Source organism: Shewanella sp. 433 (assembly GCF_059338565.1).
The window spans coordinates 3516577-3531558 of record NZ_CM181703.1 but is presented as its reverse complement, the minus strand read 5'-3'; the positions used below and the strand labels follow the sequence as shown (position 1 = coordinate 3531558).

Here is a 14982-nt window from a genome sequence, read left to right as displayed (position 1 = left end):
TTCGGGTTGGTTATAATTCACACTTGTTGATTATATTTAACATGCTTTTTTGTTTGATACAAACTAGTATGACAAATTGTTTTGCCATAAATCGGTTGGATAGGAGAGGTTTTTTGGATATCGGTGCAAATCTCAAAGCTGTTCGAAAAATGAAGGGGTTATCGCAACGAGAGTTAGCTAAGCGTGCGGGCGTAACCAATAGCACTATCTCGATGATAGAAAAGAACAGTGTGAGTCCTTCAGTCAGTTCTTTGAAAAAAGTCTTGTCAGGACTGCCTATGTCATTGGTGGACTTTTTTTCTATTGAAGAGAGCCTGCCCAGTGAGCAAAAGGTGGTTTATCGCGCTGGTGAACTGCTCGATATCGGTGATGGCAACCTTGATTACAAACTGATCGGTCGTGATTATCCTAACCGTGCCATGTCGGTGATGAATGAAGTGTACCCCCCCGGCGCCGATACGGGGGAAGAGATGTTGCAGCATGAAGGCGAAGAGGCTGCTATGGTGATTGAGGGGCAAATTGAGATCACCGTTGGCGATGAAGTGTTTATTCTCTGCGCAGGTGACAGTTACTACTTTAACAGTGAATTACCGCATCGCTTTCGCAACCCGTTTGAACAAGCTTGCCGTATTGTGAGTGCCACGACTCCCGCTAACTTCTAATCAGTAACTCCTTTGGCGGTGCTTGATTGATAAGCAGCGCTATGGGGTTATCCTTGCTGCGCTGTGTTTGATATTTGATCTCTAACGGAGCATTATTTCGTTTGAGGTGTAAATAATTTTATCCACTCAATCGGCTTGTTTTTACCTCCTCCACTCACTGTACTCCCCGTATTATCGCAGACTTTTGTTCAAAATATTCGTCGTTGTAGCTGGTGCTATCAATCTGTTTGGTGATCGCTTTACTGTTTTAATTCAGTTTTGCCGCTTTTGTTGCGCAAGTGTTTATTTTTTGTTTTGAAGACCTATTGCCTAGTGTTATTTTTCAGTGTAGTGTGTGAAAAAATGAACATTCGGTTAGCCTTTGCTCATTATTAACAACTATAAGAAAAGCAACAACTCTACAGGTGATCTATGTCCGAGGAAGGACTGGCTGTTATTGGCGTGACAGCTTGTAATCAACAATTAGGCCTACACCCATTTAATATCGTCGGTGAGAAATATCTATTAAGCATTGCTGACGCCACTAACGCTTGGCCACTCGTTATCCCGTCATTGGGTCATTGCCCTGCGGCGGCGATCCTGCCACGACTCGATGGCATTCTATTCACTGGGTCTCCCTCTAATATCGAGCCTCATCATTATGATGGTGAGGTGAGTGACGCAGAAACGTTACACGATCCTAAGCGTGATTCAACCACACTCCCCCTATTAAAGGCTGCTATTGCCGCGGGAATCCCTGTGCTGGCTATCTGCCGCGGGTTTCAAGAGATGAATGTGGTGTATGGCGGTTCTTTACATCAAAAATTACATCAAGTGGGTGGTTTTATTGAACACCGCGAAGATAAAACCGCACCAGTAGAGGTTCAATATGGGATATCGCATCCAATCCAAATTGAACCTGGAGGCCTGCTCCACGAGGCATGGGGCCGCAATTTGGCAGAGGTTAACTCTGTACATACCCAAGGTGTCGACCGCTTGGGCATTGGATTGCGGCCAGAAGCTTACGCACCCGATGGATTAGTCGAGGCGTTTTCGGTCAAAGATGCGAAAAACTTTGCGTTAGGGGTGCAGTTTCATCCGGAATGGAAGGTCTTAGACCATCCTTTTTATCGCGCAATTTTCACCGCCTTTAACAAAGCCTGCCAACAAAGAGCAGCGCAACGAACGAGATAATAAAAATGAAAAAGTTAATCAGCTATTTAAAAGAAAATAAAATTACAGAAGTTGAATGTGTTATCAGTGATATGACAGGTATCGCCCGCGGTAAGATTGCCCCTGTTGCTAAGTTTATTGATGAAAAAGGCATGCGTATGCCTGAGAGCGTTTTATTGCAAACGGTGACGGGTGATTATGTTGATGATGAGGTGTATGACTCATTGCTCGATAAAGCCGATATTGATTTTGTCTGTGTCCCCGATGATAAAGCCATCTTTATGTTGCCTTGGTGTATTGAAGCCACCGCGCAAGTGATCCACGATACCTATGACAAAATGGGTAACCCGATTGAGTTGTCACCGCGTAACTTGCTAAAAAAAGTCTTAAAACTTTATGAAGATAAAGGCTGGAAGCCCGTCGTCGCGCCAGAGATGGAGTTTTATCTTACTAAGCCAAATGAAGATCCTGATATTCCACTGAGTCCACCTATTGGTCGAAGTGGTCGCCGTGAGTCTGGTCGTCAGTCATTTTCAATCGATGCCGCGAATGAATACGATCCACTGTTTGAAGATATGTATGACTGGTGTGAAGCACAGGGGCTAGATATCGATACCCTGATCCATGAAGAGGGCACTGCCCAAATGGAAATTAACTTCAGTCATGGTGATGCGTTATCACTGGCAGACCAAGTGTTTGTGTTTAAACGTACGTTGCGTGAGGCAGCACTGAAGCATAACGTGTGCGCCACCTTTATGGCGAAGCCCGTTACCGATGAGCCCGGCAGTGCGATGCATATTCATCAAAGCGTGGTTGATGCTAAGACGGGTAAAAACATTTTCACTAATGAAGATGGCACTAAGAGCGCAAAATTTTTAAGTTATATCGGCGGCTTACAAAAATACATTCCTGAACTGCTCCCTTTGATGGCGCCTAATGTGAACTCATTTAGACGTTTCTTACCTGGTACTTCGGCGCCCGTTAACTTGGAATGGGGTGATGAAAACCGCACTTGTGGTCTACGTATTCCAGAGTCTTCGCCGCAAAACCGCCGTATCGAAAACCGCATAGCCGGCGCTGATGCTAATAGCTATTTGGCCATTGCAGCGACACTACTGTGTGGTTTTATGGGCATGGTTGAAGATGTGAAACCATCGACACCAGTACAAGGGCGCGCAAACGAGAATCGACTCGGTAACAGCTTACCGTTAACGCTAGAAGAAGCCTTAGCTGTGATGTCTGAAAGCTTAGCAGTGCGTGAATATTTGGGTGAGACATTCACCAATGGCTATATTGCGGTCAAGCAAGCAGATTTGGAAAACTACCGCCGCGTGATCAGTTCTTGGGAACGTGAGTTCTTATTACTAACCGTATAACCATTACTGTTATGAATGTCTTAGCCCAGTTGCCTGCTAACTGAGACGTAGAAATAGTCAGTATATTGGGCGCAGTGTTGTGCTGCACCATAGCGCCCATAACCTTATCTACATAGAGAAAATGAAGGAGGCTTAACCAGTTCGATGCGGATGTAAGCTGTAGCATTGTAGGTAATAACCAGATCAGGGTTGCCTAAGTCGGCAATTGTTGGTCCAAAAGGGATACAAGCCAATTGGCTATCACTATGACACAGTCTTACCCGTGAAAGCGGCGTGGCAAGGGAGAAAACGATGACATTATTAAAGCGAATAACCGCATCTTGTTTGGTGGCGCTATCGGCATTAGCCAGCAGTGCGGCCTACAGCGAAGAAGTATTGAAAGTGTATAACTGGAACGATTATATCGCCAAAGATACCCTAGATAACTTCTACAAAGAGACTGGGGTGCGGGTGATTTACGATGTGTTTGATAGCAACGAAATGGTGGAAGCCAAGCTGTTGTCGGGCCATTCTGGCTACGATATTGTCGTGCCATCCAATGACTTTCTTGCCAAACAGATAAAAGTAGGGGCATTTACCCCACTGGATAAAAGTAAGCTGACTAATTTAGGTAATCTCAACGCCGACCTGATGAAGCAGCTTGAAAAAGCCGATCCGCAGAACCTTTATTCGGTGCCATATCTTTGGGGAACCACAGGCATTGGCTATAACGTCGACAAAGTGAAAGCGCTATTAGGCGACGATGCACCTGTGGATTCTTTAGCGCTGATCTTCGACCCCAAATATGCACAAAAGCTCACGAGTTGTGGTTTGTCTATGATGGACTCTGCTGACGAAATGATGTCGCAAGCCTTATCTTATCTGGGGCGCGATCCTAACAGTACCGATCCTGATGATTATCAGGCTGCCGGTGAAGTCATTGAGCAGGTACGTCCTTACGTGACCTACTTTCATTCATCGCGCTATATCACCGATTTAGCCAATGGTGATACCTGTGTGGCATTTGGTTTCTCTGGTGATGTTTTTCAAGCGGCAGCGCGCGCCGAAGAGGCTGGCAATGGTCAAAAGATCGAATATGCCATAGCCAAAGAGGGCGCCTATTTGTGGTTTGATATGTTGGCGATCCCTGAAGATGCAGAGAACAAACATAATGCACACCTGTTTATCAACTATCTGCTGCGCCCTGATGTGATAGCCGAGATCTCTAATTATGTGGCTTACGCTAACCCTAATGATCCGGCGCAAGCCTTGGTCGATGAGGCGATCCGTAATAACCCGGGGATCTATCCGAGCGAAGCGGTGCTGAAAAACTTGTACATTCGAGAGGTTCGTCCTCTGCGTGTTCAGCGGGCAATGACTAGAGCCTGGACGAAAGCGAAATCTGGTCTTTAATCCATCTAATGAGTTGATAAGTATATCTATTAATCCATTAGATCTTGTAAAGTATTAAGCAATCTACCGATGCGTTTAACTGGCTGTAGCATTGGATAACTATAACAACGAAAGCCGTCATTATCGGCCATGCAACGGCAGTAAGTCTTAACGATATTACTGGCAAGCTAAATAAGGAGATAGCATGAATCTTTTAAAGAAAATGTCCACGGTCGCCGTCGTCACGGCTGGTGTATTTGCCAGTTCGATGGCCAATGCTGAAGAAGTGGTACATGTGTATAACTGGTCTGATTATATCGCCGAAGACACCCTAGCAAACTTTGAAAAAGAGACGGGTATCCGAGTCGTTTACGATGTGTTTGACAGCAACGAAGTGGTTGAAGCTAAACTGCTATCGGGTCGTTCAGGGTATGATTTAGTCGTGCCATCAAACAACTTTCTTGCTAAGCAAATTAATGCTGGGGCGTTTCAAAAGCTCGATAAGAGCCAGCTGAGTAACTATAACAACCTCAAGCCTGAGTTGATGAAGCAACTTGAAGCCGCCGATCCGCGCAATGAGTATTCAGTGCCCTATTTATGGGGCACCACAGGCATTGGTTATAATGTGGCAAAGGTGAAGGAAGTCCTAGGTGAAGATGCACCTGTTGATTCACTCGAACTGTTATTTAACCCTAAGTACGCACAGAAAGTGTCTAAATGTGGTATGTCTTTCCTCGACTCTGCCGATGAGATGCTGCCGATGGCGTTGGTATATCTCGGTCTAGATCCAAACAGCACCAGTAGCGATGATTATGCCAAAGCGGGTGAGGTATTGTCTAAGGTGCGCCCTTATGTGACCTATTTCCATTCTTCACGCTACATAACCGATTTGGCTAACGGCGATATCTGTGTTGCCTTTGGTTATTCTGGCGATGTGTTTCAAGCTGCCGCGCGTGCCGAGGAAGCTGAAAATGGCCAAGAGATTGGTTATTCCATCCCTAAAGAAGGTGCTAACTTATGGTTTGATATGTTAGCCATTCCAGCAGATGCGAAGAACGCCAAAAATGCGCATACCTTTATTAACTACCTGCTTCGTCCTGAAGTTATCGCGCCAATCACTAACTACGTCGCTTACGCTAATCCTAATGTGCCAGCGCAAGAGTTTGTCGACGAAGAGATTTTAAACGATCCGGCCATCTATCCAACGGCTGAAGTACTTGAGCGTTTATACGTTGCCGATGTGCGCCCAATGAAAGCACAGCGCGCGATGACTCGCGTGTGGACTAAGGTCAAATCGGGTATGTGATCCCTTAGTAAGGGCGAACCCATGGGTTTGCCCTTTTTATTCACTTTTTAATTTTTAGTGTTGCAGTAAGTGCCAATGAGGCACTGTCGTGGAGAAGTACTATGACCAACAATTCGGGCGTCACCAATAAACCGACAACAAAGACGCAAGGAGAGGTATTGCTGAAGATCGATAGAGTCAGCAAATTATTTGACGATGTTCGCGCGGTAGACGACGTGTCATTGAATATTAATCGTGGGGAAATTTTTGCCTTATTAGGGGGATCGGGCTCCGGCAAGTCAACCTTGCTGCGCATATTAGCCGGTTTTGAAAAACCCTCTGAAGGTCGCATCTACCTCGACGGCGAAGATATTACCGATATGCCGCCCTACGAGCGTCCTATCAATATGATGTTTCAGTCTTATGCGTTATTCCCGCATATGACAGTGGCGCAGAATATCGCCTTTGGTTTAAAACAAGACAAAATGTCCAAAGCCGAAATCGACACTCGTGTGCAAGAGATGTTGAAACTGGTGCACATGGAAGCTTATGCCAAACGTAAGCCAAATCAGCTCTCTGGTGGTCAGCGTCAACGTGTCGCACTCGCTCGTTCGCTTGCTAAGCGGCCTAAATTATTACTGCTCGATGAGCCCATGGGCGCACTGGATAAAAAGTTGCGTACTCAGATGCAGCTTGAAGTGGTCGATATTCTCGAAGCGGTCGGGGTCACCTGTGTCATGGTGACCCATGATCAAGAAGAAGCCATGACCATGGCCGAACGTATCGCCATTATGAGCGATGGCTGGATAGTACAGACAGGCTCACCTATCGATATCTATGAGAGCCCAGCTAGCCGTATGGTGGCTGAGTTTATTGGCTCGGTTAACTTATTTGAAGGCGATATTGTCGAGGATGAGGTCGACCATGTGATTATTCAATCGCCCAATATTGACCAGCGATTCTACGTTGGCTACGGGGTATCGACTAGCGTGGATACCACGCAGGTATGGTTAGCGGTTAGACCGGAAAAAACCCAGATCAGCCGAGAGCAACCCCAAGGCGAATACAACTGGTGTGCAGGGGTCGTGGAGGATATCGCTTACCTTGGTGGTATTTCGGTCTACTACATTCGCTTAAGCAGTGGCCAACTGGTCCAGTCGGTGATGACCAACAGCGATCGCCGCTCAGATTCCCCCACCTGGGAGGAGAAGGTGTTTATCGGATGGGAGGCCACCAGTGGAGTGGTATTAAGATCATGAGTGGGGTCGTGCAAAAGCGAAAAAAATCGCTAAGACAACGATTATTCAAAGGGCAGCATTTAACCATAGGTGTGCCATACCTGTGGTTGTTGATGTTCTTTGCCTTGCCATTTGCGATTGTATTGAAGATCAGCCTATCGTCGCCAGCGATCGCCATTCCGCCTTACGACGCACTGTTTCAATATGCCGATGAGTCGCTGCAGATCTTACTTAATCTGGGTAACTACATCTTGGTGTTTGAAGACTCCCTGTATGTGAATGCCTATTTGGGGTCATTGAAAATGGCCTGTATCACCACGATTGGGTGTCTGCTGGTGGGATATCCAATGGCATACGCCATTGCTAGAGCGCCGAAGCAGCATCAAACCGTGCTGATTTTGCTAGTGATGTTGCCTTCATGGACCTCATTTTTGATCCGCGTTTATGCCTGGATGGGCATATTAAGTAATAACGGTGTGATCAATAATGTGTTGATGTGGCTGGGGGTTATTTCCGATCCTATTCAAATGCTTAACACCAACTTTGCGGTTTATATCGGTATTATTTATACCTATCTGCCGTTTATGATTTTACCTTTGTATGCCAATTTATCTCAGCTAGATGGCAGTTTACTCGAAGCGGCAGCCGATTTAGGCTCGCGCAGCTTAAATACCTTCTGGAAGGTCACTTTGCCGCTCTCTAAGGGGGGGGGGATTGCTGGCTCTATGTTGGTCTTTATTCCTGTGGTGGGTGAGTTTGTTATTCCTGAGCTATTGGGTGGCCCAGATTCTCTGATGATAGGTAAGGTGTTGTGGCAGGAGTTCTTTAATAACCGTGATTGGCCTGTAGCCTCATCGCTTGCGATTGTGATGTTGGCGCTATTGATTATTCCTATCACGCTGTTTCACCGTTATCAGTCAAAAAGCATGGAGAAAAAGATATGAGTAACAGACTAAAAAAACTCAGCTTTTCTACCGTTATGCTATGGGCTGGGATGATATTTCTCTACGCGCCTATGTTCATCTTGGTGTTCTACTCATTTAATGAATCCAAGTTGGTGACGGTATGGGGCGGATTTTCGGCCAAGTGGTATGGCGAGTTGTTTCGCGATGATCAAATTTTAGATGCGGTTGCGACCAGTTTAAAAGTGGCTTTCTTCGCCTCTACCATGGCGGTGATCTTAGGCACCATGGCGGCATTTGTTATGACACGCTTTGCTCGCTCATGGGGCAGGTTAACCTTGTCGAACATGATCACGGCGCCTCTGGTGATGCCAGAGGTGATCACGGGTTTGTCACTATTGCTATTGTTTGTTCATATGGCAGATCTGTTTGGTTGGCCTGCTGAGCGCGGTATGTTGACGGTATGGATTGCCCATTCCACCTTCTGTGCCGCCTATGTTGCTGTGGTGGTCTCGTCGCGCTTACGTGAGTTAGATATGTCGATAGAGGAGGCGGCGCAAGATTTAGGCGCGACCCCGCTCAAGACCTTTTTCTATATCACGGTGCCGATGATCTCACCTGCCTTAATTGCCGGTTGGTTGTTGTCATTTAGCTTATCGCTCGATGATCTCGTGATCGCCAGTTTTGCCTCTGGTCCAGGTGCGACCACGCTGCCTATGGTAGTGTTCTCGTCGGTAAGGATGGGGGTATCACCTAAAATCAATGCGCTGGCAACCTTGATTATTTTACTGGTGTCACTGATCGCCTTTATCTCATGGTATATGGCGCGCCGCGCCGATAAGCGCAGCCGGATGGCCAGCGAATAACACCGATAGCATCGCAAAATAATGGCAAGCTACAGCAGTAAGGCTGCTGTAGCTTGTTAATACAACAGCATAATTATTATAACGATAACAATTCAGGGTGGTTGATATGAACTGTACACCTCATGCAAATTCCTATTATGCCGCGTCTGCAAATAACAAGCAGTTACGCGAAAAACTGGCCGATAATATTGAGACTGATGTCTGTATTATTGGCGCAGGATATACTGGTTTATCTTCGGCGATCCATCTATTAGAAGCGGGTTTTAAAGTCACTGTGCTAGAGGCCGCCCGTGTGGGCTTTGGTGCTTCTGGTCGTAATGGTGGGCAAATCGTCAATAGTTTTAGCCGTGATATCGATATGATTGAAAAAACGGTTGGCGTGGACAGAGCTAAATTATTTGGTGAGATGGCGTTCGAAGGTGGACGCATTATTAAAAATTTAGTCGCGAAATATAATATTCAATGTGATTTAAAAGATGGTGGGGTATTTGCTGCACTCAATAAAAAGCAGATGGGGCATTTAGAATCACAAAAAGCCTTATGGGAGCGCCATGGTCACCTTGGGCACCTTGAATTACTCGATGAGTCGGGAATTCGTGGGGTGGTCGATTCTGAGCGTTACATGGGCGGCCTGCTCGACAAGAGTGGCGGCCATATTCATCCGCTTAACTTAGCGTTAGGCGAAGCCGATGCGGTGGAATCCCTTGGTGGGCAAATTTTTGAAGATTCGGCTGTCATTAAAGTCGATGAGGGGGATAGCCCTGTTGTGCACACGAAAGAAGGTTCGGTCAAATGTAAGTTTGTGATCGTGGCGGGTAACGCCTACCTCAATGGTTTAATACCTGAGCTACAAGCTAAATCTATGCCTTGTGGCACTCAGGTGATCACCACTGAACCCTTAGGGGCTGAGTTGGCGCAATCGTTATTACCACAAGATTACTGCGTCGAAGATTGTAACTACCTGCTTGATTACTACCGTTTATCGGGTGATAAACGTCTTATTTACGGCGGCGGGGTGGTGTATGGCGCGCGGGATCCCGCCGATATTGAAGCAATTATTCGACCCAAGATGCTCGAGACCTTTCCGCAGCTTAAAGACGTTAAGATAGAATTTGCCTGGACGGGGAATTTTTTACTTACCCTGTCTCGTCTGCCGCAAGTGGGGCGCATTGGCAGTAATATTTATTATTCGCAAGGCTGTAGCGGCCATGGTGTGACTTACACTCATTTGGCTGGGCAAATTTTGGCTGAGACGATTAATGGGCAAGCTAAACGTTTTGATGCCTTTGCCAGCTTACCTCATTATCCGTTCCCTGGCGGCCATCTGTTGCAGGTGCCATTTTCAGCCATCGGCGCTTGGTATTACACCATGCGTGATAAGCTTGGCGTATAAATAAAGGTGTAGCCGCAATACGCTAACGACTTATTATGAAGTATTAAAAAGCCCGAGTCTCTCGGGCTTTTTTGTTTAAATGGGTGCCCATTACAGACTTGAACTGCTTGGTACTTGAACTGATGACTATGGTGAGGTGGCCACTTTTAGTGTAGTCAGTAAGCTTATTGGCATGAAAAATTACAGGCACAAAAAAGCCCGCACTAGGTGCAGGCTTTTCTGTTTAAATTGGTGGCCCCTCACAGACTTGAACTGTGGACCTGACGATTATGAGTCGTATGCTCTAACCAACTGAGCTAAGGGGCCGACTTAAGATGGTCGTCACCATCGAAAGCGCAGAGAAGTATACGAGGTTTAATTGCGCTTGTCACCCCAGAATATGGCTCAAATCCCAAGTTTGAATTCAATTGGTTATCTGTTAATCAATCTGGCGCAAATCTCCATTGAAAACAAAAAGCCCAGCAAGATGCTGGGCTTTTTTTGGTCGTTAAAACGCGTATGACTACTCGTCGAGGAACGACTTTAAGATCTCTGAGCGAGAAGGGTGACGTAGCTTACGCAACGCTTTTGCTTCAATCTGACGAATACGTTCACGTGTTACGTCAAATTGTTTGCCCACTTCTTCAAGCGTGTGGTCGGTATTCATGTCGATACCGAAACGCATCCGCAGTACTTTGGCTTCGCGGGCGGTAAGGCCGGCTAACACTTCGTGAGTGGCGTTTCTCAAGCTTTCGCCTGTCGCCGAATCCAATGGCAGCTCGAGGGTAGTATCCTCGATAAAATCACCTAAGTGCGAATCTTCATCATCACCAATAGGAGTTTCCATTGAGATTGGCTCTTTAGCAATCTTTAGTACCTTACGGATCTTATCTTCAGGCATTAACATGCGCTCGGCCAACTCTTCTGGTGAAGGTTCGCGCCCCATCTCTTGTAGCATTTGACGAGAGATACGGTTGAGCTTGTTAATAGTTTCAATCATATGCACTGGGATACGGATCGTTCTTGCTTGGTCAGCAATAGAGCGAGTGATCGCCTGACGGATCCACCATGTTGCATAAGTTGAGAACTTATAGCCGCGACGATATTCAAACTTATCAACGGCTTTCATCAAACCAATGTTACCTTCTTGAATTAGATCCAAGAATTGTAAACCACGGTTGGTGTACTTTTTCGCGATAGAGATAACCAGACGTAAGTTGGCTTCGACCATCTCTTTTTTCGCCCGGCGAGCCTTAGCTTCACCGATTGACATACGACGGTTGATATCTTTAATCGCGGCAATCGCCAGACCGGTTTCGTTTTCAATCGCATCGAGCTTAGCGCGGCAACGACGTACGTCGTCGGCAACCATAGCTAAACCTTCTGAATAAGGCTTTTTAGCGGCGATTTCGTCGTTAAACCAGTCGATGCTACTTTCGTTAGAAGTATACACTTTAACGAAGTTTTTCTTTGGCATCTTGGCTTGTTCAACACACAGTTTCATGATGAGGCGTTCTTGCACACGCACTTTGTCCATCATTTCACGCATGCTTTTAACAAGGCGATCGAACTGTTTTGGAACTAGGCGGAACTCTTTAAAGATTTCGCCAATTTCAAATAACGCCTTGGTCGATTCCGGATGCTCACGGCCTTTTTCGGCAATGATTTTTAATGCGCGTTCATGGGCTTCGCGAAGTTGAGTGAAACGCTCGCGCGCTTCTTCAGGATCTGGCCCTTTCGGGGTATCATCCTCTTCATCTTCACTATCCTCATCATCGTCGTCATCTTCGTCATCGAGTTCGTCGTCTGAGAGTTCCGAGCCAATGTGTGTTGCTGTTGGAGCAACATCTTCAGCATTGGGGTCCACAAATCCAGAGATTATGTCTGATAGTCTGACTTCTTCAGCTTCGTAGCGGTCGTATTGCTCAAGGATCATGGCGATCGCTTTAGGATACTCAGCTACAGAAGCCTGAACGGTATTGATGCCTTCTTCAATACGCTTAGCGATAACAATCTCGCCTTCACGGGTCAGAAGTTCTACCGTGCCCATTTCACGCATGTACATGCGCACAGGGTCTGTCGTACGTCCGAGTTCAGCCTCTACCGTAGCCAGTGCTGCGGCAGCTTCTTCGGCAGCATCCTCATCGGTGCTGTCTTCAGACATCATGATCTCATCGGCATCCGGCGCCTGCTCGTAGACGCGAATACCCATGTCATTAATCATCTGGATAATATCTTCGATCTGGTCAGAATCGACCATATCTGCAGGTAAGTGATCGTTCACTTCTGCATAGGTTAAATAACCTTGCTCTTTACCTTTGGCAAGCAACAATTTAAGTTGCGACTGCGGAGTATGCTCCATAGATATCATCCAAGTTGGGTAACTGTTACAACGACGGACAAACGAGTGCCGCGCAAATCGTCAATTATAGCCTTGTGTGTAGCGCTGTGCTAGCCCAAGTCATTACTTTAAGACAAATTTTGCTCTTAAGTTTGACCCTGTATCACAGCAATGAGCTTTTTCAATTGCATCCGCTCTTCTTTAGTATGGTGCTGTTTTAAGCTCAATTCCTGATATCGTTGCTCAATGTATTGATTGTTTAACCATATCAGGGCTTTTTTGAACTCTTGCTGCAAATTTTCATCCGCCACTTGATGTTCCCATTGGGTCAATTTTTTCAGGGTGCCTAATTGGTCATCACCTCTGAACTGTTCAAGTAGTTGTGCGCTGTTTATCTTGTTGGCTCGAGTTCGGTCTAATAAGAGGGTCAGCAAATCGATGCCGGCCATCTTGATATGTTTTAGCGCTGGTTGCTCTGGTAATCCGTTACCTAAGCTGGGATCTTGTACTAACAGTGCGATGGCTAGTCGCAACGGTGTCCCACGTCCCTTGAGCGCTTTATTGTGCAGCGTTTGACTCTGTTTGCTTGCTTTAAAACCGAGTTTACGTTGCAACTCTTCCGCACTGTTCATGCCCAGTTTATAGGCTAGATTTTCTAGTAATAAACTTTGCAGAACAGTATCTTGTACTTTTTCTATCAGCACCATGGCTTGTTTAGCCAAGGTGCCTTTATCTGTACCATAGCGGCTGGCTAAGGTATCGAATAAAAATTCGGGTAACAGCTTAGCCTCTGTTATTAACTGTTCAAATGCTGGCTTGCCAATTTGTCTGACCATAGAGTCAGGATCTTCGCCTTGAGGCAAAAACATAAATTTGACCTGATCGCCAGGTTTTAACAGCGGCAGCGCCGTCTCTAAAGCGCGCCAGGCGGCTTCGATACCCGCTTTATCGCCGTCATAACAACAAACGACCTCTTTAGCACTTCGTAACAGTAACTGAAATTGTTCTGCCGTTGTTGATGTACCGAGCGAGGCGACGGCGTAATCGACATCAAATTGAGCCAATGCCACCACGTCCATGTAACCTTCAACGATTAATATCTGCTGCGGGTCTCTGTGACGCTGCTTTAGCTCATATAAGCCGTATAGCTCATACCCTTTATGAAATATGGGCGTTTCAGGCGAATTCAAGTATTTTGGCGTGCCGTCACCGAGGACGCGCCCACCAAAGCCGATCACTCTGCCACGTCTATCGCGGATCGGAAACATCAGCCTGTCACGGAACCTGTCGTAACGTTTGCCATTATCGTTTTCGATCACCATTCCGGCGGTGAGCAGTTTATCTTGTGAATCTTGGTTGTGCCGATAACGACTGAGTAATCCATCCCAGCCATCGGGTGCAAAGCCAATATTGAAGTGTTTAATTACTTCATCGGACAATCCACGATGGCTTAAATAATCGAGCACTTTTTGTTTATCTGGATGCTGTCTCAGCTGGCTTTGAAAAAATAGGCTGGCCTCATCCATTAATTGGTAGAGGTCGCGACTTAGCCCTTCATCACGGCGTTTTCCGGTGCCTTGCTCTCTGGGGACTTCTAAGCCTAATTGGCCTGCAAGTTCTTCTATCGCATCGACAAAGTCTAATCTGTCATATTCCATGACAAAGTCGATAGCATTGCCATGAGCGCCGCAGCCAAAACAGTGGTAAAACTGCTTGTCTCTGCTGACAGTAAAGGACGGTGATTTTTCGCTATGAAACGGGCAACAGGCAGAATGATTTTTCCCCGCCTTTTTCAGGGGGACTTTAGCATCGATAAGATCGACTATATCGGTGCGAGCTACAAGCTCATTGATAAAATCACGAGGTATCGCCATTGGTATATAAATGCCGCCTTTTCGCGAAAAAATTGAAATAGTACAAACAAACAAGCCGTGCTTTAGCACGGCTCATTCATACATTGAACACTAAGTTACTGAAGCTTAGCCTTAATCATGGCGCCAATCGCCGCCATGTCAGCTCGTCCTTGTACCTTAGGTTTCAACGCTCCCATTACTTTGCCCATATCCGCCATGGATGATGCACCGACCTCTTGGACCGTTGCATCTACTAGCTGAGCTACCTCTTCTTTTGAAAGAGGTTTCGGCAGGAAAGTTTCAAGTACTTGAATCTCACTTGCTTCAGCATCGGCTAGTTCGTCACGACCCGCTGCACTGTATTGCGCAATAGAATCACGACGCTGTTTAACCATTTTGGTTAAGACAGCTATGGCTTGATCATCATTCAGAGATTCGCGGGTATCCACTTCAATCTGTTTGATGGCAGCCAGTGCCATACGAATAGTTCCCAAGCGCACCTTATCTTTGGCGCGCATGGCATCTTTCATTTGGTCTTTTAGCTGATCAATTAGGCTCATAAGA

12 protein-coding genes and 1 tRNA gene are annotated in these 14982 nt (G+C 46.3%); 9 read left to right on the top strand and 4 right to left on the bottom strand.

The annotated features are described in order from the left end of the window. Positions 1-113: 113 nt before the first annotated feature. The 9 genes from AC5YB1_RS15655 to AC5YB1_RS15615 all read left to right on the top strand — a co-directional run bounded on the left by AC5YB1_RS15655 (position 114) and on the right by AC5YB1_RS15615 (position 10245). Positions 114-662, top strand: coding sequence for a cupin domain-containing protein (locus tag AC5YB1_RS15655; RefSeq protein WP_494519927.1), 549 nt, complete (start codon positions 114-116; stop codon positions 660-662). 411 nt (positions 663-1073) lie between these two features. Further along, positions 1074-1835, top strand: a complete 762-nt coding sequence (locus AC5YB1_RS15650) for a gamma-glutamyl-gamma-aminobutyrate hydrolase family protein (RefSeq protein ID WP_494519926.1) — start codon at positions 1074-1076, stop codon at positions 1833-1835. Between the two features lie 5 nt (positions 1836-1840). Then, positions 1841-3190: a glutamine synthetase family protein gene (locus AC5YB1_RS15645; protein ID WP_475516000.1), complete on the top strand. Its 1350-nt coding sequence runs from the start codon at positions 1841-1843 to the stop codon at positions 3188-3190. Positions 3191-3481: 291 nt separating this feature from the next. After that, positions 3482-4582 carry a polyamine ABC transporter substrate-binding protein gene (locus AC5YB1_RS15640; RefSeq protein WP_475516001.1) on the top strand — a complete coding sequence of 367 codons (1101 nt, stop codon included), beginning with the start codon at positions 3482-3484 and terminating at the stop codon, positions 4580-4582. Between the two features lie 184 nt (positions 4583-4766). Next, positions 4767-5867 (top strand): polyamine ABC transporter substrate-binding protein, encoded by a 1101-nt coding sequence (locus tag AC5YB1_RS15635; protein WP_494519925.1) that lies wholly within the window; start codon positions 4767-4769, stop codon positions 5865-5867. A 101-nt stretch (positions 5868-5968) separates the two neighbouring features. Continuing rightward, positions 5969-7105 carry a polyamine ABC transporter ATP-binding protein gene (gene potA, locus AC5YB1_RS15630; protein ID WP_475516003.1) on the top strand — a complete coding sequence of 379 codons (1137 nt, stop codon included), beginning with the start codon at positions 5969-5971 and terminating at the stop codon, positions 7103-7105. Next, a complete protein-coding gene (locus AC5YB1_RS15625) occupies positions 7102-8028 on the top strand; it encodes an ABC transporter permease subunit (RefSeq protein ID WP_494519924.1) in 927 nt (308 codons plus the stop codon). Before potA ends, AC5YB1_RS15625 begins: the two co-directional genes overlap by 4 nt. Beyond that, on the top strand, positions 8025-8852 hold the full coding sequence (locus AC5YB1_RS15620; RefSeq protein ID WP_494519923.1) for an ABC transporter permease subunit: 828 nt from the start codon (positions 8025-8027) through the stop codon (positions 8850-8852). Before AC5YB1_RS15625 ends, AC5YB1_RS15620 begins: the two co-directional genes overlap by 4 nt. A 106-nt stretch (positions 8853-8958) precedes the next feature. Further along, entirely contained in the window at positions 8959-10245 is a 1287-nt protein-coding gene (locus tag AC5YB1_RS15615; RefSeq protein ID WP_494519922.1) for an NAD(P)/FAD-dependent oxidoreductase, read from the top strand. A gap of 229 nt (positions 10246-10474) precedes the next feature. Here the strand turns inward: AC5YB1_RS15615 and AC5YB1_RS15610 are convergent. The 4 genes from AC5YB1_RS15610 to AC5YB1_RS15595 form a co-directional block, all read right to left on the bottom strand. Continuing rightward, positions 10475-10551: transfer RNA gene (locus tag AC5YB1_RS15610), tRNA-Ile, on the bottom strand. A gap of 196 nt (positions 10552-10747) precedes the next feature. Then, positions 10748-12586, bottom strand: a complete 1839-nt coding sequence (rpoD, locus tag AC5YB1_RS15605) for an RNA polymerase sigma factor RpoD (RefSeq protein WP_494519921.1) — start codon at positions 12584-12586, stop codon at positions 10748-10750. Positions 12587-12711: 125 nt separating this feature from the next. Further along, on the bottom strand, positions 12712-14439 hold the full coding sequence (dnaG, locus tag AC5YB1_RS15600) for a DNA primase (protein ID WP_494519920.1): 1728 nt from the start codon (positions 14437-14439) through the stop codon (positions 12712-12714). Positions 14440-14534: 95 nt separating this feature from the next. After that, positions 14535-14978, bottom strand: a complete 444-nt coding sequence (locus AC5YB1_RS15595; RefSeq protein ID WP_494519919.1) for a GatB/YqeY domain-containing protein — start codon at positions 14976-14978, stop codon at positions 14535-14537. Positions 14979-14982: the final 4 nt, after the last annotated feature.